Source organism: Peribacillus sp. NPDC096447 (genome assembly GCF_044762725.1).
In the GTDB taxonomy this organism is placed as follows: Bacteria; Bacillota; Bacilli; order Bacillales; family DSM-1321; genus Peribacillus.
Genome location: NZ_JBIWEV010000004.1, coordinates 437380 through 458228 on the forward strand (window position 1 = coordinate 437380; position 20849 = coordinate 458228).

The 20849-nt window shown below is 42.6% G+C and carries 24 protein-coding genes; 8 read left to right on the forward strand and 16 right to left on the reverse strand.

Annotated elements, in window-relative coordinates:
• Positions 1 to 24: 24 nt before the first annotated feature.
• Both speB and speE read right to left on the reverse strand, forming a co-directional pair.
• A complete protein-coding gene (speB, locus tag ACIQZD_RS16455; RefSeq protein ID WP_402904574.1) occupies positions 25 to 903 on the reverse strand; it encodes an agmatinase in 879 nt (292 codons plus the stop codon).
• A gap of 14 nt (positions 904 to 917) precedes the next feature.
• Positions 918 to 1745: a spermidine synthase gene (speE, locus tag ACIQZD_RS16460; RefSeq protein ID WP_101223866.1), complete on the reverse strand. Its 828-nt coding sequence runs from the start codon at positions 1743 to 1745 to the stop codon at positions 918 to 920.
• Positions 1746 to 1952: 207 nt separating this feature from the next.
• On the opposite strand from speE, the gene ACIQZD_RS16465 reads away from it, so the two are divergent.
• On the forward strand, positions 1953 to 4022 hold the full coding sequence (locus ACIQZD_RS16465) for a transglycosylase domain-containing protein (RefSeq protein ID WP_402904576.1): 2070 nt from the start codon (positions 1953 to 1955) through the stop codon (positions 4020 to 4022).
• A gap of 150 nt (positions 4023 to 4172) precedes the next feature.
• Here ACIQZD_RS16465 and ACIQZD_RS16470 read toward each other — a convergent pair whose 3' ends face one another.
• Positions 4173 to 4682: a YwhD family protein gene (locus ACIQZD_RS16470; protein ID WP_230176101.1), complete on the reverse strand. Its 510-nt coding sequence runs from the start codon at positions 4680 to 4682 to the stop codon at positions 4173 to 4175.
• 41 nt (positions 4683 to 4723) lie between these two features.
• Positions 4724 to 5380, reverse strand: a complete 657-nt coding sequence (locus ACIQZD_RS16475; RefSeq protein WP_402904843.1) for a site-2 protease family protein — start codon at positions 5378 to 5380, stop codon at positions 4724 to 4726.
• Positions 5381 to 5525: 145 nt separating this feature from the next.
• Here ACIQZD_RS16475 and ACIQZD_RS16480 point away from each other — a divergent pair, with 145 nt between their 5' ends.
• Complete coding sequence (locus ACIQZD_RS16480) at positions 5526 to 5711, forward strand: 2-hydroxymuconate tautomerase (RefSeq protein ID WP_034315897.1); 186 nt, start codon at positions 5526 to 5528, stop codon at positions 5709 to 5711.
• A gap of 29 nt (positions 5712 to 5740) precedes the next feature.
• Here the strand turns inward: ACIQZD_RS16480 and ACIQZD_RS16485 are convergent, their stop codons facing one another.
• The 3 genes from ACIQZD_RS16485 to ACIQZD_RS16495 all read right to left on the reverse strand — a co-directional run bounded on the left by ACIQZD_RS16485 (position 5741) and on the right by ACIQZD_RS16495 (position 8048).
• On the reverse strand, positions 5741 to 6250 hold the full coding sequence (locus tag ACIQZD_RS16485) for a YwgA family protein (RefSeq protein WP_098185024.1): 510 nt from the start codon (positions 6248 to 6250) through the stop codon (positions 5741 to 5743).
• A 32-nt stretch (positions 6251 to 6282) separates the two neighbouring features.
• Positions 6283 to 7590, reverse strand: coding sequence for an HD domain-containing protein (locus ACIQZD_RS16490; protein ID WP_402904579.1), 1308 nt, complete (start codon positions 7588 to 7590; stop codon positions 6283 to 6285).
• A gap of 236 nt (positions 7591 to 7826) precedes the next feature.
• On the reverse strand, positions 7827 to 8048 hold the full coding sequence (locus ACIQZD_RS16495) for a YuzB family protein (RefSeq protein WP_048683566.1): 222 nt from the start codon (positions 8046 to 8048) through the stop codon (positions 7827 to 7829).
• 269 nt (positions 8049 to 8317) lie between these two features.
• On the opposite strand from ACIQZD_RS16495, the gene ACIQZD_RS16500 reads away from it, so the two are divergent.
• Positions 8318 to 9064, forward strand: a complete 747-nt coding sequence (locus tag ACIQZD_RS16500) for an RsfA family transcriptional regulator (RefSeq protein WP_402904581.1) — start codon at positions 8318 to 8320, stop codon at positions 9062 to 9064.
• A 237-nt stretch (positions 9065 to 9301) separates the two neighbouring features.
• Here ACIQZD_RS16500 and lipL read toward each other — a convergent pair whose 3' ends face one another.
• Both lipL and pta read right to left on the reverse strand, forming a co-directional pair.
• Positions 9302 to 10150 carry an octanoyl-[GcvH]:protein N-octanoyltransferase gene (gene lipL, locus ACIQZD_RS16505; protein WP_137023604.1) on the reverse strand — a complete coding sequence of 283 codons (849 nt, stop codon included), beginning with the start codon at positions 10148 to 10150 and terminating at the stop codon, positions 9302 to 9304.
• Positions 10151 to 10185: 35 nt separating this feature from the next.
• Positions 10186 to 11172, reverse strand: coding sequence for a phosphate acetyltransferase (pta, locus tag ACIQZD_RS16510; RefSeq protein WP_137017371.1), 987 nt, complete (start codon positions 11170 to 11172; stop codon positions 10186 to 10188).
• A 257-nt stretch (positions 11173 to 11429) separates the two neighbouring features.
• Here pta and hemQ point away from each other — a divergent pair, with 257 nt between their 5' ends.
• Positions 11430 to 12179: a hydrogen peroxide-dependent heme synthase gene (gene hemQ / locus ACIQZD_RS16515; protein ID WP_350300713.1), complete on the forward strand. Its 750-nt coding sequence runs from the start codon at positions 11430 to 11432 to the stop codon at positions 12177 to 12179.
• A 414-nt stretch (positions 12180 to 12593) separates the two neighbouring features.
• Complete coding sequence (gene gerQ, locus ACIQZD_RS16520; RefSeq protein WP_402904585.1) at positions 12594 to 13109, forward strand: spore coat protein GerQ; 516 nt, start codon at positions 12594 to 12596, stop codon at positions 13107 to 13109.
• Between the two features lie 430 nt (positions 13110 to 13539).
• Here the strand turns inward: gerQ and ACIQZD_RS16525 are convergent, their stop codons facing one another.
• The 3 genes from ACIQZD_RS16525 to ACIQZD_RS16535 all read right to left on the reverse strand — a co-directional run bounded on the left by ACIQZD_RS16525 (position 13540) and on the right by ACIQZD_RS16535 (position 15140).
• A complete protein-coding gene (locus tag ACIQZD_RS16525; protein ID WP_402904587.1) occupies positions 13540 to 13908 on the reverse strand; it encodes a DUF423 domain-containing protein in 369 nt (122 codons plus the stop codon).
• 23 nt (positions 13909 to 13931) lie between these two features.
• Positions 13932 to 14189: a YwdI family protein gene (locus ACIQZD_RS16530; protein WP_137023602.1), complete on the reverse strand. Its 258-nt coding sequence runs from the start codon at positions 14187 to 14189 to the stop codon at positions 13932 to 13934.
• Between the two features lie 270 nt (positions 14190 to 14459).
• Positions 14460 to 15140: a uracil-DNA glycosylase gene (locus tag ACIQZD_RS16535; protein ID WP_402904589.1), complete on the reverse strand. Its 681-nt coding sequence runs from the start codon at positions 15138 to 15140 to the stop codon at positions 14460 to 14462.
• Between the two features lie 151 nt (positions 15141 to 15291).
• Here ACIQZD_RS16535 and ACIQZD_RS16540 point away from each other — a divergent pair, with 151 nt between their 5' ends.
• Positions 15292 to 16725: a phospholipase D family protein gene (locus tag ACIQZD_RS16540; RefSeq protein ID WP_402904591.1), complete on the forward strand. Its 1434-nt coding sequence runs from the start codon at positions 15292 to 15294 to the stop codon at positions 16723 to 16725.
• A gap of 136 nt (positions 16726 to 16861) precedes the next feature.
• Positions 16862 to 17209, forward strand: a complete 348-nt coding sequence (locus ACIQZD_RS16545) for a YflT domain-containing protein (RefSeq protein ID WP_053536921.1) — start codon at positions 16862 to 16864, stop codon at positions 17207 to 17209.
• A gap of 70 nt (positions 17210 to 17279) precedes the next feature.
• Here the strand turns inward: ACIQZD_RS16545 and ACIQZD_RS16550 are convergent, their stop codons facing one another.
• The 4 genes from ACIQZD_RS16550 to mobA are packed head-to-tail and all read right to left on the reverse strand — an operon-like array spanning position 17280 to position 19639.
• Complete coding sequence (locus tag ACIQZD_RS16550; RefSeq protein ID WP_402904593.1) at positions 17280 to 18299, reverse strand: MoeB/ThiF family adenylyltransferase; 1020 nt, start codon at positions 18297 to 18299, stop codon at positions 17280 to 17282.
• Positions 18300 to 18323: 24 nt separating this feature from the next.
• Positions 18324 to 18557 (reverse strand): molybdopterin converting factor subunit 1, encoded by a 234-nt coding sequence (moaD, locus tag ACIQZD_RS16555; RefSeq protein ID WP_101223877.1) that lies wholly within the window; start codon positions 18555 to 18557, stop codon positions 18324 to 18326.
• The gene (locus tag ACIQZD_RS16560; RefSeq protein ID WP_402904596.1) at positions 18550 to 19014 is read right to left on the reverse strand and encodes a molybdenum cofactor biosynthesis protein MoaE; all 465 of its coding nucleotides are present in this window, start codon (positions 19012 to 19014) and stop codon (positions 18550 to 18552) included. The genes moaD and ACIQZD_RS16560 overlap by 8 nt, the downstream gene beginning before the upstream one ends.
• Complete coding sequence (mobA, locus tag ACIQZD_RS16565) at positions 19004 to 19639, reverse strand: molybdenum cofactor guanylyltransferase (protein ID WP_402904598.1); 636 nt, start codon at positions 19637 to 19639, stop codon at positions 19004 to 19006. Before mobA ends, ACIQZD_RS16560 begins: the two co-directional genes overlap by 11 nt.
• A gap of 369 nt (positions 19640 to 20008) precedes the next feature.
• Here mobA and pdxK point away from each other — a divergent pair, with 369 nt between their 5' ends.
• Positions 20009 to 20836 (forward strand): pyridoxine/pyridoxal/pyridoxamine kinase, encoded by an 828-nt coding sequence (gene pdxK / locus ACIQZD_RS16570; RefSeq protein WP_402904600.1) that lies wholly within the window; start codon positions 20009 to 20011, stop codon positions 20834 to 20836.
• Positions 20837 to 20849 lie beyond the last annotated feature (13 nt).

Genomic DNA, 20849 nt, shown 5'->3' on the forward strand with positions numbered 1-20849 from the left:
AGTCAAGTCAAAGTCTTACATCCATTAACCTTTTTGAACCCAACCTAAAATCATTTCGCGAATCAGCTTGCTCGCAGTGTTCGCAGTTTGCTCGGATGGATCATAAATCGGTGCCACTTCTACCAAATCGCAGCCGACTACATTAATTTCAGACCGTGCTATCTCATGAATCGAAGCTAAAAGCTCTTTGGAGGTGATGCCCCCACAATCTACTGTGCCTGTTCCCGGGGCGTGCGCAGGATCAAGAACATCGATGTCGATCGTCACATATACAGGACGGCCAGCTAACTGCGGCAGTACTTCTTTCAGAGGTTCAAGAACTTCAAATTTAGAGATGTGCATGCCATTTTCTTTTGCCCATTGGAATTCTTCCTTCAAACCGGAACGAATGCCGAAAGAGTAAACATTTTTTGGACCGATAAGGTCTGCGGATTTACGGATGATTGACGCATGGGAAAGCGGCTCTCCTTCATAATCCTCACGTAAATCTGTATGGGCATCCATATGGATGATGGCCATATCGGGATACTTTTTGAACATGGCTTTGATGACAGGCCATGTTACAAGATGTTCCCCTCCCATACCTATTGGGAACTTACCTGCATCCAACAAGCTGTCGACGAATTTTTCAATCATATCGATACTGCGCTGCGGATTGCCGAATGGTAATGGAATATCCCCGGCATCAAAGAATTTAACTTCCTCTAATTCACGATCTAAATACGGGCTGTACTCTTCCAAACCAATCGAAACTTCACGAATTCGGGTAGGGCCGAAGCGGGAACCCGGACGGAAGCTTACCGTCCAGTCCATCGGCATGCCGTATAGCACAGCTTCCGATTCCTCAAAAACAGGATGGCTTTTAATGAATACATTGCCTGAATAGGCTTCATCGAATTTCATGGTCCATGCCTCCCTTATTTCACTAAATCTTGAACGAATTTAGGCAGAACGAAAGCTGCTTTATGAAGTTCTTTTGTATAATATTTCGTTTCTAATTCATGGAAGCGATCTTCAGTCACTTCTAATGGATTATATTTTTTCGATCCGATCGTGAACGCCCAAAGGCCGCTTGGGTACGTCGGGATATTCGCTAAATACAAGCTGGTGATTGGAAATATTTCTTTTACATCACGTTGTACATCACGAATTAAGTCCGCTTTAAACCAAGGATTGTCGGATTGTGCCACAAAAATCCCGTCTTCTTTCAAAGCCTTGGAAATCCCGGCATAAAAACCTTTAGTAAATAAATTGACAGCAGGTCCGACTGGTTCAGTTGAGTCAACCATGATCACGTCATATTCATTTTCACTTTTGGCGATGTGCATGAAGCCATCCCCAACTTGTACGTCTACACGCGGATCTTCAAGCATGCCTGCAATTTCAGGCAGGAATTTCTTTGAGTATTCGATAACTTTCCCATCGATATCCACCAATGTAGCTTTTTTTACGCTTGGGTGTTTTAGGATTTCACGGATAACTCCTCCGTCCCCTCCTCCTACAACCAAAACGTTTTCTGGATTAGGATGGGTAAATAAAGGAACATGGGCTACCATTTCATGGTACACGAATTCATCACGCTGTGAAGTCATTACCATGTCATCCAGCAACAGCATATTGCCCCACTCTTCCGTTTCAATCATATCCAGCTTTTGAAACTCAGTTTGCTCCGTATGTAAAGTACGATTCACTTTCATCGTAATACCAAAATTCTCTGTTTGTTTTTCAGTAAACCAAATGCTCATTTATTAACGCTCCTTTTCCATTTCATATTGTCAGTCACCTTATAGGTTCCCCAAAATCGGTATAGTCATTAGCTAGAAAAATTATAGACGAATCTAGCAGAATTGCAAGATAAATTTCTTAAATGCAGTTCTTATGTTTAAAATTTTCTTTTTTTTCCATAATAGTAATAGATACTAGATTCTTACCTGATAAGAGAGGTGAAAGCAATGGAATTGATTCCAAGCGAACGATTTAAAAGGACAACTAAATATGTACGGGCCTTCATTATCCTTGCCACAATCGGGCTCACGATACTCTTTGTATTGCTCCTCTCTTTACTGATTTATGCAAAAATATTAGGCCCGCCTCCTTTGGTCGTGCCGCAGTCCACTCTCTATTATAGTGATAATGGAAATGTGATCGGTGAAACCGATAATGGCCAGAAACGTTATTGGGCCGGAATGGAGTCAATTTCACCAGAGCTCATCAAAGCGACTGTCGCCGTTGAGGATCGTCAATTTTACACTCATAATGGATTTGATATAAAGCGGATCGGCGGAGCCATCCTTGCTGATATTAAGGCAATGTCCAAAGTCCAGGGTGCAAGCACCATTACCCAGCAGTATGCCAGGAACCTGTTTCTCGGGCATGACAAAACGTGGTCGCGTAAATTTAATGAGGCCTTTTATACGATACGTTTAGAAATGAACTACTCCAAAAAGGAAATTCTAGAAGGCTATTTAAATACGATTTACTATGGCCATGGTGCCTATGGAGCCCAAGCTGCAAGTCAGTATTACTTTGGCAAGGATGCCAAGGATTTGACCCTTCCTGAGGCGAGCATGCTGGCCGGAATACCAAAAGGGCCGTCAAACTATTCTCCATTGGATAACTTTGAAAAGGCCAAATCAAGGCAGAAAGTTGTCCTGCAAGCCATGAAAAACAAAAACTACATTTCAGGAAAAAATATCGCGGAAGCGGTGCGAACACCCCTTACATTAAAAGGGGAGCATGGAACGGTCACCAATAAGACCGCTCCCTATTTCCAGGATGCCGTCAAACAAGCTTTAAAGTCTCAGCTTCATTTGGATGACCGGACGATCGAGCTCGGCGGCCTTAAGGTCTATACCACACTGGACGAAACCCAGCAGGACGCTGCCGAAGAAGTTCTTTCCAATACCATACCCAAGTCTTCAGGCATTCAAGCCTCGATAGTGGCAATGGATCCGGATACCGGGGAGGTCCGTGCGCTGGTCGGAGGGAAAGATTACTCCGAGTCACCATTCAATCGGGCCACACAGGCCGTTCGCCAGCCTGGTTCAACCATGAAGCCCTTGCTATACTATTCAGCACTGGAGAATGGTTTCACACCGTCCACCACCTTAAAAAGCGAGACAACTACATTCTCTTTCGATGATGGTCACTCATCTTACACACCGCATAATTACAACCATCAATATGCGGAAGGTGAAATCACGATGGCTCAGGCCATTGCTCTTTCCGATAATATCTTCGCCGTAAAAACGCACTTGTTCCTTGGGGAACAGACATTGGTCGATACGGCGCATCGTTTCGGCATCACGGCAAAGATGGATGCGGTTCCTTCCCTGGCACTCGGTACGTCAGGTGTAAGGGCGATTGAAATGGTGAACGCATATAGCATTCTGGCTAACGGCGGCAAGAAGGTTGAACCCGTGTTTATCAAAAAGGTTGAAAATCAAAAAGGTGAAGTGATTTTTGATGAAAATGAGAAACCGGAACAGATTTTGGATGAGGATAAGGCATTTGTCATGACCCAGATGCTTACAGGGGTTTTCGACGAAACCTTAAATGGCTATACGAAAGTGACCGGCAGCACCATCAGTTCCCAGCTGTCCCGCCCATATGCCGGCAAATCAGGCTCCACCCCGACTGATAGCTGGATGATCGGTTACACACCGGAGCTTGTAGCAGGAGTATGGACTGGATATGATCAAGGCAAAAAGATCGAGATCCCTGCTGAAAAAGGCTATGCAAAGAAAATCTGGGCTTCCTATATGGAAAAAGGCCTGCAAGGGAAACCGGCAAAACCGTTTAAGGAAACCGAAAACGTAATCGGGGTAAACGTGAACCCCGTTAGCGGAAAATTGGCCACAAAGGACTGTCCTGCCTCAAGATTGACTTATTATGTTAAAGGAACCGAACCTGTCGAATACTGTGCCGAGCACTTTAAGGGTGAGAGTCCGAAACATGCCCCAAAAGAAGAAGAACATAAAAAGGCCCCATGGTACAAAAAAGTCTTAAAACCTTGGGGATAACGAAAAACCCCCGAAGCCGGCAGCGGCTTCGGGGGTTTTTCTGTCCTAGTTCCACAGTGACTAAACTGCTGTCTTTAAGTTTACTGATTTTATCGCTTTCCTACAAGTGCATTTTTCACTAAACTTAACATTTCACCCATTAATCGAATTTCAAACCGTCAATGACTCCTTCAGCAGATCTGAAGAACGCTCCCACATCCCTGCATCATGATTTTTCAGGAAGTCTGCAAGCACACGCTTTGATTTATCGTCCATGTCCTCGACGATGATTTTTCGTTTCAGCGATTTATCCATCCGGTTAACATGCTCCGGGAGCGATTTGTAACCGCGTCTAATTGACCTGTCGACCATCATTTCACATGCTGTCACTCCTGCATAGTGCGGACCGTTTTGAGTGGCTTCAATGGTCACCCAAACAAGCCAGTAAGGTTTGGCATTCGGGACCTCCTCTTTAGTCTTTAAAAACTTGATCCCTTTTTCCACTGCACTTCTGGCATGCATCGCGCCGATATCGACCTCTGCTTCACCTGCATCCACATCGATGATGACCGGGGAAATATTATCGAGCGTTAAAACCCCTGCTCCATATCCGCCATGACCTTCTGTTGGGTCGTTTTTTATAATATTAAAGCCTACCTTTTTCTTTGGTTGTTCATCCATGCTTATATCCCCCTTTATCGATTGTCATTCCTTATTATTGGTTAAAAAAACAAAAGTGAAAAAAATTGATTCAAGGTGCTTCCTACAAATTTAATGCCAGTATCCAAAATCGGTCTAATTGTATATTGACTCAGAGGTGTGATGATCAGGATCAAAAAAATAAGCGAGCCGTATTGTTCATACTGGGTCATTTTTGCCCGCAAGTCTGCTGAAACAAGATCCTGTACGATCCTATAACCATCGAGCGGCGGCAGCGGTATCAGATTAAATACAAATAAAAGGACATTTAAATTTATGAGCATACTTAAGAATGGCTCGACGAAAAACGGTAAATCAGGTCCAACGCCTGCGGCAAGCAATCCGTAGAAAATTAAATACCCCAAAATTGCAACAATCAAATTACTGAACGGACCGGCAAAAGAGACGAGCACTCCTGCCAATTTTGGATTCTTGAAATGAAAACGATTGACCGGTACAGGTCTCGCCCAACCAAATCCGGCAATTAATATCAGCAATGTTCCGATCGGATCCAAATGGGAAATCGGATTCAATGTGACTCTTCCTTCATTCTTTGCAGTCGGATCACCGAACTTATAGGCCACATAAGCATGGGAAAATTCATGAACCGTAAAGGCTATTAAAAGTGACACGATGACATATGGAAGTTCTTCCAATCTATAAGCCAAAAACCCTTCTATTTGCTCCAATAGCTTCTCCCCCAATATATATTACCGTTAGTATACATCAAAAGATCAAGAAGTGAAAAAACTCTGACTTCCGTGTCTTGCATTTCTTTTTCCATTGTGAAACACTACAAGATAAGAGAGGAAGGGGGGAAAAGAGATGCCATATGTAACAGTCAAAATGCTTGAAGGCCGTACAGACGAACAAAAAAAGGCTTTAGTCGAAAAGGTGACTGCAGCCGTTACGGAAACAACTGGAGCACCAGCTGAAGCCGTGACGATTTTCATTGAAGAAATGTCAAAAAATCATTTAGCAGTAGCCGGTGTCCGTAAAAGCGATTTATAAGATTTACATAATGGGGAAAAGCTAAGCCATCAATTCGGCTTAGCTTTTGTTTTTAGCTGCTCAATATATTCATATGCCTCATCAATTTCTTCAAGCGTATATTTTTGTTTGCTTTTCAGCGTGAAAATTTTCTCGGTGACTTCCTCTTTTTCAAGCGTGTCAAAGTATAATACCGTTGAAACCAGCTCCAAAAACCTGGCATTCTGTTCGTTCATATCCTGTAAGCATGCCTCAAGTGCCGGCATCTCCACTTCCTGTATGGATAGGAAATCCCGGCCTGCATCCGTTATCGAATAACAATATTGATAATAGCCTGCTTTTTTTTCCCTTACTTCATTCAAGTAGCCCATTTCGCAGAGCTCTTCGATACGTAAGGTCAACTCCTCCGAGTACGGTCCATAAAAGTGAAACTGAAACTTTTCATGAAATGGGAAGGACAGCTTCTTCGCGATATAAACGATCTTTTGTAATTTTTTCCGACCCGAGATTTCACCGGCAGTAGAAATTGCATTGATAATGTTTGCATGATCCTTAAACAAGGCTCGTCACTCCTCACCAAAAATGTACCACTTTAATCCGATAGCTCCAAAAGCTTTCGAATCTGTTTTTTTATATTTTTCTTCGTAGATTCATCACGCAATAAATCCGCTGGATAATACAACTTATGATCCGTTCTTCTTTTCCCTGAAATTGCATCGACAATTTCGGATTCACGCGATAATTCACGAATTTCGCCATTATTTTTCAGCAAGTGAATCGGCAGTCTCTCCTCTTCCTCACCTGGCCGGTAAAAATCATACGGCAGATCTGATGAAGAATCGACGACAAGATAATAATCCGGATCGATGCCTGCCTTCTTGAATAGCGTCCTTAACTCCATCAACCTGTTCATTTGACTGTTCGATGGATGGAATTCCACATATTTAAATAGTTTACGGTTAACGAAGCGAGTGCATAAATCTTTTAAAATCGCATCGTTTTCGTCTTCCCATGCTTCGAAATAATAGAGCATCACCGATTCATCCATTTTCAAGTAGTCCGTTAAAGTCACTTCTCCCCTGAACAATGAATAAAAATGGTGTGGTTCTTGGGCAAACTCATAACCGGATTCATATAAATGTTTCGCTCTATGTAGAATCTTGGTAAGTATAACCTCCGCACTTCTCGTAACTGGATGGAAATAAACCTGCCAATACATTTGGTAGCGACTCATGATATAATCCTCAACCGCATGCATCCCGCTTTGTTTTATGACGGCATGTTCTTCCCTTGGCCTCATTACACGCAAAAGCCTTTCCATATCGAAATGTCCATAACTCACGCCAGTGAAGTAAGCATCACGCTGTAAATAGTCCATTCTATCAGCATCGATCTGACTTGAAATCAGGCTGACTACTAATTTGCCTTTATAGGTTTTCGCTATGACTTCTGCCACTTTTTTAGGAAAAGAACGTCCAACCCTAAGGAGGATCTTATTCACTTCCGTATCGCCGAGGATTATCTGCCGCGTGAATTGCTCATGATCCAGGTCAAACACCTTTTCAAAAGAATGAGAGAAAGGACCATGACCCAAATCATGCAGAAGTGCTGCGCACAAGGATAGTAACCGCTCCTCTGGTTTCCATTCGGGTCTGCCCTCGAAAACATCATCCACGATTCTCCGAACAATCTCGTATACTCCAAGCGAATGGCTAAGCCGACTATGTTCCGCACCATGAAAGGTTAAATAAGTCGTTCCCAGCTGTTTGATCCTTCGAAGTCGCTGAAATTCCTTCGTCCCTATTAAATCCCATATAACCCGGTCGCGAACATGTATATATCGGTGCACCGGGTCCTTGAATACTTTTTCTTCTTGTAATTTTTCGCCGGAATATTCCATGAACTACCCTCATTTTCGTAATCTCGATGCACTCATTATAGCGTGTTTTGACAAAAAAACCTAACTTCCACCTTGCTAGTAAGAGAGGTCATTTTGTAAGAAAACGGAAGTTTCAGTCCGATTTTGTCTTGAAATTAAAGAAATAAAAAATCACCGCAGTGTGTCGAATCTGGGTGATGATTACTTGTTTCATTTATCTTAAGCAAACAATCCACTCTAACTATATATCATGGATCCTACTTTAGTTTTTTATTGATTTTATCTAGTAACTCGTCTTCTGTCGGTGCAGCAACTGGACGGTTATTGACAAAGGCAAAAGACTTCTTTCTGCCAGGACCGCAATAGGATTGACAGCCCACTTCAATTTTCGCGTCGGGATCAAGCTTTTCAAGACGCGGAATCAACGTTTTAATGTTTACCGCCAAGCAGTCATCGCACACTCTGAATTCATTGGACATCCTCCGGTCACCATCCTTTCCATGACAAACTATTTTTCATCCATTTATACGACTAAAGGGTATTTTACCGTTTCTACTTATGAATATCAAGAGGGCTGGATGATGTGAAAAGGATGTAAATAATCAAAAAACTAGTATCCTTTTAACCTTTTTGTATAAAAAATCCATATTTTGTCCAAAATGCTAGTAGAACACTCCATAAATCACTGCCACACGATATTTTATATAGTTATTTATTTTAAAAATTACCAGAAAGGGAGTATGTAGAAATGAAGGTTCGTCAAGACGCCTGGACAGAAGAAGATGATTTGCTTTTGGCAGAAACGGTATTGCGCCATGTGCGGGAAGGCAGCACTCAGCTCAATGCTTTTGAAGAGGTAGGAGATAAGTTGAATCGCACCTCTGCAGCATGCGGATTCCGCTGGAATGCAGTTGTCCGCCATAATTATGATAAAGCGCTTTCCCTTGCCAAGAAACAGCGTAAGCAGCGGCAAAGGATCCTTGGAAAAGATCAAGGAGGGAAAAAACGGCTTCTTTATACACCGCCGTCCCCAACGATTTCCGACATAATGGTTCCCCATGTACAAGAAGAGGAACTAGAGTTGAAATCCGAAGTCGATACTACCAATTATGAAGCAGCAGAGGAATTCGTTGTGGCAGAAGCCCTCGCTCCTAAGACACAGCACACACCAGTAACTTTGGAAACGGCCATGAGCCTTGATACCGTCATCGCCTATTTGGAATCTATGAACGGCCGCATGCTTCAAGCCGAAGTATTAAAAACCGAAAATGAAAGATTGAAGCTTGAAATTAAAGGGCTGAAAAAGCGAAACGAAGAATTGGAGAATAAAATCAGCCACCTAGAACAAAACAGCGGCTTGATGCAGGAAGATTATGAAACTTTGATGAATATCATGAATCGAGCAAGAAAGCTGGTTTTGTTAGAGGAAGAGGAACGTCCGGCAACTAAATTCAAGATGGACCGGAATGGCAATTTGGAAAAAATGGCCGAGTAATGAGATAATGTGGGGATAAGTTACATAGATCAACCACATGATAAAGGCCGTTTCACCCATGTTTATCCGAAAAAGGGAGCCAATAAGGCTCTTTTTTTCATTGTTTCAAGATAGAAGGAATAATATCTCCCCGGACGCCACTGCCTATCATCCAGTCCTTTTACAGTTTCAGTGAATGCTAAAGTCGTATTAAATGAAAGAAGCCGTTCCTGACTTAATGGAACGGCTTCTTTCATTTCAATCCTTTAATGCATCAAATACTTTATCATTGCGTTCCACCACTCTTGTCAAGTATGCCTCATACATCGGCCATTCCTGAACGGAAAGAGTGTCAGAGAATATCCTTTCGCTATGTTCCTTCAATACATGCAGGAATCTGAGCATCACGTCCTGAACACTCAATTGCACGCCCAACAATTCAGTTAGGGACGCCATTACCGAAGGGACGATATCAGGATAAACGAATTTGGTTTCTGCATTTCCTTTAGCTGCATCATAAAAACCCTTCACGAGGCTGGCACGTTCAGCCCCGCTTCCATTGACACACAAATAGATTTGCACCGCTACGCCATTGCGGATCCTGCGTTGGGAAATACCGGCAAATTTTTGCCCATTTATACTTAAATCATAACTTCCAGGACAATAGGAACCGACGATTTCCCTTGCTTCCATCGTGACTGGGAAATCGGAAAACATCAATTGGACAAGCTCCCACATCGCATCATATCCACGATTGATTTCAATTTTCCGCTCGTTTTCAGGAAAAATGAGCGACAAATTAAGGACACCCTCATCCAGCACGACTGCCAGTCCTCCGGAATTCCTCACGATGGCCTGAAAGCCATGTTCTTCTAAATGATCCAAACCCTTTTTAAGAAAAGGCAACTTCGTATCCTGTATACCCATGACGATGGTTCGATGGTGTACCCACGCCCTGGCTACGGCCGCTGATTTACCTGACCCCACGGAAGCGCAAAATGTATCATCCATCGCAAAGGACTCCAGAGCAGGAAACTGAGGTCCGACGGAAGATTGATCAATAATCCTCCACTCTTGCTGCATTAATAATGAATCTGTTTCACCCATACGAATCTCCCTCTAACATTTAATCCTCAAGCTGCCTATTGATACTGCGCCACAAACCCCTGTGCCGCTGTAATGACAGCCAGTTTATATACATCCTCTTCACTGCATCCCCTCGAAAGGTCATTCACCGGACGATTCAGGCCCTGAAGGATCGGACCGACAGCTTCGAAGCCGCCCAAGCGCTGTACCATCTTATAGCTGATGTTCCCTGCTTCGAGACTTGGGAAAATAAAAACATTCGCATCCCCCTGAATAAGGGAATCCGGTGCTTTTTTTCTTGCTACCGAAGGAACGAAGGCCGCGTCAAACTGAAATTCCCCATCAAGGATGATTTCCGGGTCCATTTCCTTTGCCAAATCGACGGCATCAACCACTTTTAAGGTCTCGGGGGATGTAGCCGATCCCTTCGTCGAAAAGCTCAGCATCGCCACACGCGGTTCGATATCGAACATGAGTGCAGTCTTCGCACTTTCTATGGCAATTTCAGCCAGGTCCTGGGAATTGGGGTTTATATTGATCGCACAATCGGCGAACACATATTTTTCTTCATCCCGGACCATGATGAATACTCCCGATGTTTTTTGGACGCCTGGCTTTGTTTTAATGATCCTTAGGGCGGGCCGAACCGTATCGGCAGTCGAATGAGTTGCGCCGCTGACCATTCCATGTGCCAGTTTCATATGGACGAGCATGGTTCCAAAATAGTTCTCATCCATTAAGATTTCACGTGCTTGTACATCGGTCGCTTTACCATCACGGACCTTCACGAACGCTTCAACCATTTCATCCATCATGATATAATTCTTCGGATCATATATTTCGATTGCATCAAGGGAGATCTTTAAATCTTTTGCCTTCTCTTGAATCAACCCGATATCCCCGATCAATACCGGTGTCACCAGTTTAGCTTTGGCAAGCCTGCCTGCCGCTCCCAAAATCCGTTCATCTAACCCTTCCGGAAAAACGATCTTTAAATTATGCCCCATAATTTTCGATTCCAATATTTCAAATAAATCACTCATTGGCTCTTCCTCCTTTTTAGATACGTTTCCCCCATTTTTTTTATATTTAACCATTGGATGAAAATCCATTGCCGTCTTCTTTTAAGAATACTCTAGCAGCCAGGTAAATTCCAGCCACTTTGGTCCCCTGCCAATCCGCAAATCAAAAATTTGCAGAAACGCCAGAAAACAGTGATGGTGTTTGCGGGTTGATAAAAATTTCCTTATACTGAAACTATGTTATATTAAAGTTATAATAAGACTTAGGAGTGATCGTAATGAGTGAAGCAGCACAAACACTGGACGGCTGGTATTGTTTACATGATTTCCGTCTAATCGACTGGTCTTCTTGGAAAACGTTATCAAGTGACGAACGCCAATTGGCCATCTCAGAATTCCAAGGTTTACTGGATAAATGGAATATGACACAAAACGACAATGAAGGCAGCCATGCCCTATATTCGATCGTTGGTCAGAAAGCGGACTTCATGCTTATGTTTGCCCGCCCAACCATGGAAGAATTGAATGCAATTGAAAACGAATTCAACAAAACGAAGCTTGCCGAATATACAATTCCCGCTTATTCATACGTTTCCGTCGTGGAATTAAGCAACTACTTAGCTGGCGGAGATGGTGAGGACCCATATCAGAATCCTCATGTCCGTTCCAGACTTTATCCGATACTTCCAAAAGCGAAACATGTATGCTTCTATCCAATGGACAAGCGTCGTGATGGCGATGATAACTGGTATATGCTTTCCATGGAAGAGCGCAAAGGATTAATGCGTTCCCACGGCTTGATTGGCCGCAGTTATGCCGGTAAAGTAAAACAAATCATTTCGGGTTCTGTCGGTTTTGACGATTACGAATGGGGCGTAACACTATTTGCAGATGATGTCCTTCAATTTAAAAAATTAATCTATGAAATGCGTTTTGATGAAGTGAGTGCACGTTACGCTGCATTTGGTTCTTTCTTTGTAGGCAATATCCTGCCGGAAGAAAACGTACCTTCATTCCTATACGTATAAGACGATGAGCTTCCGGTTTCCGGAAGCTTTTTTTTTGCGTCCCCCTCCTTATTTTTCCCCGGCTTTGGAATAAATCCATTCCACATCCCATACATTTTCAATAGTGATGAATTTATTTTTTCACAGTCCCATTCAGCTTCAGGAAAATTGATCAAGGCAATTCCTGACTCCAGCGAGGTGAAGGAACGTTACTTTTATTCATTAGCCGACAAGGGGATATGGCTTTTATCATGAACGGCAGCCGTTATGTATCGCTTAACATTCATTGTGGTTTTTTAAGCCACCCGGGGATTGTCCAGAAAACATATACAATACTACCGGTCGCTATAAATCGCACTGTTTCTTCCAGTCCACACTCTCGGATTGTCCAAATTCCACAGCATCAACTAAACCTTGAATTTAGGAGGGAATGCAATGTCACAAAATAATCCTTATGGTAACTACCCGTACGGGGGAAGCCCTTATTACCCCTATGAGAATAATGAGCCTGAACTAAGGCAGCAGAATCCTAACCAGCAACAAGGTTACCCGCAGCAAGGATACCAACAGCCATCATACCAGCCACAACAGCCCACTATGGCAGGCACGCCACAACAAATGCCGATGACGATGGGTCAACCCCCTTCCGGACCACAGATACCTGGCATGCTTCCGGTCGAACAATCATACATCGAGAACATCTTGCGTTTGAATAAAGGGAAACTAGCCACTGTTTATACAACGTTTGAAAACAACAAGGAATGGAATGCCAAGATCTTCAAAGGAATCATTGAGGCTGCAGGACGCGATCATTTAATCATAAGCGACCCTCAAACGGGAAAACGATACTTAATCCCGATGGTATACTTAGATTATATAACGTTTGATGAAGAAATCGAATATGAATATCCATTTGGAGGCGCTGGGCTTGCCACCTATTCGCCAAGGTGAAAAAATCCTATATAGAAGAGCCTCAGAATCTATTTGATTCTGAGGCTCTTCTTATATTGGAATGACTTTTTCCCAAAAAGAGCTGACCCAAGAAGATCAGCTCAGTTTGTAGACAAAAGAGGTTCGGAAAACTTTCTTTCATCAAATGCTGTTCCCAAACCAACACCTTCAACTCATCAGGTTTGGTTTCTATCTATATGTTATAACAAAGAGAAAGGTGCGAGACTCCTGCGTGAAAAGCGAGTCTAGGGAAGACCCCACAGGCGCAAGCCGAGGAGGCTCCATGACCGCCCGCGGAAAGCGAGTGCTTGTAGCGGAAATCAACGTCCAAATTGTACAAGCCATAAAAAAAACTGTAGGCAAACTCGATACTCGATTTCTTCGAATTTGTCTACAGTCTCAGCTAATCTAAGAAAATCAGCTAATTCCATTACAAGTATTTATATGCAGCAACGATCATTAAGACCCAAGCAACCAAGAAAGAAACTCCGCCAAGCGGTGTGATGGCCCCTAGGACTTTGATTTGCGTAACGCTTAGAACGAATAGACTTCCGGAAAACAGGATAATTCCTATTAACATAAGCCAGCCGGACCAGTTGATCATCGGACTTGAAATTTTCCCAGCCAATAAACCGAGTACCAATAAACCCACCGCATGGAACATTTGATATTGAACAGCGGTTTGCCAGGTTTCTAAATATTTATCGGGAATTTTCCCTTCCAGTCCGTGTGCACCGAATGCACCTAGTGCCACAGCAATAAACCCATTCAATGCACCTAAAATGATGAACAGTTTCAATTATTTCGCTCCCCTTCCCTAATTTAAAAATCGAACAAGGACTCCCCATTAGCCTCATCCATTTTAACCGGTTCTACATTCGGTGTAGCCGACATAACGGGCTGGGTCAATGTGATTGGCTTCGGTATGCTGATGTTCACCGCTTTTTCATCAACCATTACTTCACAAAGGGACTTAATCGCAATAACATACCCCTGCACCTTATCCTCTGAATTTGTCTGTTTCGCTTTTAAAACAAGCTCTTCGATTTTATCTAACATTTGTCTTGATGAAATATCCAACTTTACCACCTCGTCTATATACAGGTCAAAACTATCATATCTAGCATAGCAAAAATCAGAGAAGAAAACACCTTGCATATTTCCTACCTTTTCATTGGCTTGGCTTGAAATTTCAAGCATGGCTGTCCTGAGGAATGAAAGACATCAAGAGAAGGCTGGTTTGATGTTTTGAATTGAAAAGCACGGCAGCCCTTTGGAAAACTGGGATCCCAAGTTATATAGAAATGACTGCACGCCATACAATTCACCCGTTTCGTTTTCCTGCCCATATCATCGGTTCGTGATTTTCCAATCAATTGGGGATTCCCCCATTTCCAACAGAAATTGATTTGTTTTGGAAAAAGGTTTTGTGCCAAAGAAACCACGGGAAGCCGACAGCGGACTTGGATGTACGGACTTAATGATTTTATGGCGGGTTTCATCAATTAAAGGGATTTTGGTTTGAGCAGGTTTTCCCCACAGGATGAATACAACCGGTTTCGGACGGTCATTCAATAGGCGAATAACTTGATTCGTAAAGATTTCCCATCCTTTTCCGCGGTGTGAGTGCGCCTCTCCCTCACGCACAGTCAAGACGGTATTCAATAGAAGCACTCCCCGTTTTGCCCATTCAACAAGGTAACCATTATTCGGAACCTCATAGCCAGAATCGGTGTTTAACTCTTTAAAGATATTTCTTAAAGAGGGTGGGATGCGAACTTCCGGCTTAACTGAAAAACTAAGGCCATGCGCTTGACCAGGGCCATGGTAAGGGTCCTGTCCAAGGATGACAACCTTTACGTCTTCATAAGGAGTATAGTGAAGCGCATTGAAAATATCGTCCTGATCAGGATGAATGACTTGCTGGCTGTACTCTTGCTTTATAAATTCCCTTAGTTCCTGGTAATATTCTTTTTTGAATTCCTCTTTCAATAGAGGCCACCAATCATTTGCCAATAACTGCTTTTCCATCTGCCACAGCCCCTTTCCACTTTTTGAAACTATATTATATCAAACTTAATTGCCTTGCCTTTTCCATAGATTACGATTTATGTTTCTATATACCCCAAAAGTGGGAAAGTAGAAAGTTAGCAAGCAATTTAACCATGTTGGAGGATTCCCTATGAAAAAATGGTACAAAAGAAAACGATTTTATCTGCTTGTCAGCATTTTGATCGTCATTGCAACCGTAATCGTCTATAACAGCTACAAGCCTCTCCCCGATGGTATTTCTTATGAAGGAAAGGTTCATCATGTCGAGGATATCGATTTCATCTATGACCTTTCCTATCACGATGAACAAGGGAATCTGCAACATGAGCAGCGAATTTTCCAAACCATAAATCAAGCGATAGAAGAGGCTGATTCTTATATCGTAATCGATATGTTTTTGTTTAATGCTTTTTATGATGAAAAGATAAACTTCCCGAAGTTAACCGAGACTCTGAAGGATAATCTGGTGAAACAGAAGAAAAGGAAACCTGATCTCCAGGTTATATTCATTACAGATGAAGTGAATACTTCCTATAATGCCTACCAGTTAGAAGCATTGGAAACGATGAAGAAAAATGGAATTGATGTCATTGTTACCAACTTAGACCGCCTCCGGGATCCGAATCCTCTCTATTCAGGTGTGTATCGGACCTTTTTCCAATGGTTCGGTGAAAGCGGAAAAGGCTGGATTGTGAATCCAATGGCCAAAAGCGCACCAAAGGTCACCTTGCGTTCTTATCTTAGACTGATGAATATCAAAGCCAATCACAGAAAAGTGGTCGCTACTGAAAAAACGGCCATCATCTCATCTGCCAATCCTCATGACGCAAGTGGATTCCATTCCAATATCGCGTTCCAGATGGATGGGAATATCATCGGCGATTTTCTTAAAGCCGAAGAAGCCGCTTCGAAATTCTCGGGAGGACCAAAGTCATTTCCTGAGTTCAAAGGGAAATCGGCAGATGAAGGACCGATATCGGTACAACTGCTAACGGAAGGAAAAATCAATAAACATGTCCTTAAGGCAATTAAGGATGCAAAAAAGGGTGACAAGATCCATCTTGCCATGTTTTACATTGCCGATCGCGAGGTTGTCGAGGCATTAACGGATGCAGCTGAACGGGGTGTGAAGATTCAAATGATATTGGATCCGAATCAAAACGCTTTCGGAAGTGAGAAAATCGGGCTTCCCAATCTTCCGGTTGCCGCCGAATTCGAAAAGCTGGGGGATGAAAACATCTCGATCCGCTGGTACAAAACAGATAAAGAACAGTTCCATACAAAATTGATGATGATCGAAAAGGCTAATGAAACGGTTATCCTTGGAGGATCGGCTAATTATACCTCCCGCAATCTGGATGACTATAATCTTGAAGCGAATGTTGAAATCCATGCTCCAAATGATGCTGACGTTTCCAAGGATGTCGATAGCTATTTTCAAAGACTTTGGACAAATCAAAACGGAACTTACACGGTGGATTACAGCGAATACCAAAAGAAACTGCCTGTCTTCAAATACCTGACCTACCGCATTCAAAAGGTATTCCGCTTCACCACTTACTAAATATTCTTCGATAAAAATGTTTATCCGTGCCCAAACAAGGTTATATACCACTATAGCCAATCAGCAACTGTAATAAGCAAGATTCCATTTACCTATTTTCAAGAGAATCTTACTAAAATTCAAAGGAGGAGTTTATATGTATCAAGTACATGTAGTAGAAAACGGGTTACAAGCAAAGGAAAAAATCGATGAATTAGTTACATCAGGTTATACGAAAGACGATGTATATTTGTTTGCCCATGACAAAACCCGTTCAAAACACCTTACCGAGAATACAAATACAGAAGGTGTAGGCATGAAGGAACAAGGTTTCCTTGATACCGTCGGAAATCTCTTTAAATCACGCGGAGATGAACTTCGTAATCGAATGAGCAACCTTGGCCTTAGTGATATGGAGGCAGAACGTTACGAGGAAGTTCTTGACGAAGGAAAAGTAGTCATCGTCGCTTCCAAACAAGATAATAAAGACGGGGTTACACACTAACACCCGCTGACCCTATATGGATTCATAAAAAACGAGGCCCCAAAACCTGTGGCCTCGTTTTTTATGATCATTATCCCAGGATTCTTTGGTACGTGGCCTTTGCATGGACCATGTCCTTCGTACCGTGAATCAACGCCCGTCCATCCTTGAAAATGACGATACGCTCCCCAGCTTTTTCACAAGAGAGAAGAAATGGATTGAATTTCACCAAATAGCCGCTGCCGTCCAGATCCTTGGCTAATTTCTCGAGTTGCAGTTTCAAAGGTTTTGGCGGTCTTACCTGTACAGTATCCCTCCCGCAAAGAACAGCCGTTTTCGTTGCATTTTCCATTGTTAAAAAGGGGTATGTCCTCCGCTCCCCGCATGAGAGACAATCTTTCTTTTTCGCTTTTGTCAATTTAACGGTTTGGTATTGATTTCTCCACAGATCAAAAGAAACAAGTGCAGGTCGTACCGATTCCCAATCTTCCACAAGGATTTTCAAAGCTTCGGCAGTTTGGTGTGCCACTACCATCGTTACAGCTGGTGATATGATTCCTCCTGTGTCACAGGTCATACCTTGAATGGGGATCGCTTTCAGCAAACAGTGCAAACATGGAGTCTGTCCGGGAAGGATCGTCAAAGTCATCCCTACACTCCCCACACATGCCCCATAAATCCACGGTATATGAAGCTTTTGTGATATATCATTAATTATCATCCGTGTCTCAAAATTATCGGTTGCATCCAATATCAAATCAACATCACCAAGCAGCTGCTCGAGGTTTTGGGCAGTTGCGTCCATGATGATGGCATTCACTTCAACTTCATGATTGATATCAAATAAATGACGCTTTGCCGCTTCGGCTTTTGGCAGTTTCTCCTCGACATCCCGTTCCGTATACATTTGTTGGCGCTGTAAATTACTGGTCTCGACATAATCCCTGTCGACAATTGTAAGCTTCCCTACTCCTGCACGAGTAAGGGCCTCGGCATTAGCAGATCCCAAAGCCCCTGCACCAAGAAGCAATACATGCTTCTTCATAATTTTCAATTGGCCCCCTTCACCAATGGGGGCGAATAAAGTCTGCCTTGAAAATCGCTCTTTCACCGTGAACCCTCCCTTCCGAATGCTTTAGCCTCCACTTACTGGCGGAATGAAAGCTACGGTATCTCCATCAGATAGAATTGTGTCATCATCGGCAAATTCTTCATTGACCGCTGTCATCACGGTTTCAAGACCTTCCAATTGAAAATCCACCTTCATTTTTCCTTTTAGCTGCGCCACACTCATTCCATTTCCTTCTATAGTAACAGTCTCTTTGCCTAGCTCATCTTTCAATTGGGCAAATAAAAGTACATTAATCATCAATATCCTCCTCTTCCGGTTTCCCTGTTGGATATGGAACGGTTTCCAACTGGTTTCCGACCCATGTCTCCCCATCTTCCCAGTGTTCTTTTTTCCAAATCGGGACGATTTCTTTAATTCTTTCAATCGCATACCTGTTTGCCTCATATGCATCATTTCGGTGTGGCGTACTAACAGCAATAACCACTGCGATATCAGTGATTTCAAGTTTACCTACACGATGGGTGATCGCCGTTTCTGCATCAGGCCAACGCTCCTTGATCTCAGATCCGATTTGCTCCAATTTCTTGATGGCCATCGGTTCATACGCTTCGTATATTAAGTAGAGAGTCTTTTTTCCTTTCGTCATTTCCCTCACCGTACCAATAAAAGTCGTGACGGCACCTGCATTTCGACTGACTACTTTATCAATCACTTCCTGGATGACAATCGGCTCTTTTGAAATATTATAATTCATGTCTACCATCCTTTATATATAATTCAGTTTGATCAATATAACCTGCCTCTTGATAATCTTCCATCGTATTCATATTGAAAAAAAGGTAGTGAAAATGTTCAGGATTCTCGCGATATAACTTAAATTCGGTCTCTTTCATGATTTTCACCGAAATCTTTTCCAAAAATAGTCTCATTTTCAATTCATGTTTTAATAAACACTCCGTCAGTACAGGAAGACACCTTTTATGGTAAACAGCAAAAAGCGGCTGGAGCCTGCCATTTATTTCTGGAATGACAGCATCGAATTCAGGTTCATAATGGGAAATGATATCCTTTATGGCATCTGCATTCACAAACGGCATATCACAGGCTGCAAGGAACTGAAGCTCCGTTTTCGATGAGGTCAACCCTGCATGCAATCCGCCAAGAGGTCCTTGATCTTTATGTAAATCCGGAATTAGCGGCAGCTGCAGAAAACGATATTCTTCAAATGTATTCGTAATGACCATAATGTTTTCTGACACCTTTTTCAATTCGGATGCCACTCTTGAAATGTTCACAACGCCACCTATGGTCAACAGGGCCTTATTCACGCCCATACGGCTTGATTTCCCACCAGCTAAAAGCAACATTGTCCATTCCATAGAAACCACCCTCCCTTTTTTGGGTTTAATCCAGCATCGAACGGTAAAGCTATACTAAATGTATCCACTATAATTAAATATTTTAAATCAACTTTGAAAATAATGACACCTTCACAAACTTTGCTTTATATATCAAAAGATGGAAAATAGGATCAAAAGCTAAAAAGCATGCCACCCACCCATTTTATTTTCTGAATTCCAGGTCCGAAAAATGACTCATGCGTGGCCATTCCATTACCTTTCTTAAGGTACTCATATTAGGGTGAAAACTAAGTTTTACATAAAAGAAATTTTGGTATATTCTAAAAATAGGATATTACCTGGTATGCTGATAATATCGATATCTAATTCTCCTAAGGAGGTCACATAATGACTATGAAAAGAGCTATGACAGTTGCCGGATCGGATTCGAGCGGCGGTGCGGGTCTTCAAGCAGATTTAAAGACATTCCAAGAATTCGGCGTTTACGGTATGTCCGCTTTAACGACAATCGTGACGATGGATCCAAAGAATGGCTGGTCCCATAATGTATTCCCTACACCGGTCGAGGTTTTGGAAGCCCAAATCGAAACGATTCTATCAATCGGCATTGATGCCATGAAAACGGGAATGCTTGGATCAGTGGAAATCATTGAACTTGTTGCCCGTAAAATAGACGAGTTGAAGCTGGACAAGGTCGTAATCGATCCAGTTATGGTATGTAAAGGTGAAGATGAAGTGTTGCACCCTGAAACAGCTGTAGCTCTGCGCGAACTGCTTGTTCCACGTGCAACTGTAGTCACGCCAAACCTGTTCGAGGCCGCTCAGTTAGCGGGAACTGCGCCTATCAAGACGATTGACGATATGAGGGCTGCAGCCGAAAAGATTCATGCACTTGGTGCAAAATATGTCTTGATCAAAGGCGGTAATAAGCTGGATCATGATAAAGCCATTGACCTTTTATATGATGGAACTGAATTTGAAATCCTTGAATCAGAAAAAATCGAAACGACCAATACACATGGTGCCGGCTGTTCATCTTCAGCAGCCATTGCAGCTCAATTGGCTGAAGGTAAAAGCCCGCGTGAGGCTATCCTCATTGCTAAAGACTTCATCACCGAGGCCGTTCGCCATTCTTGGAAGATGAATGACTATGTTGGACCTGTCAATCATGGTGCATACCATAAATATGGAATCGCTGAAAAAACACAAAAATAAAACATCAAGTTTA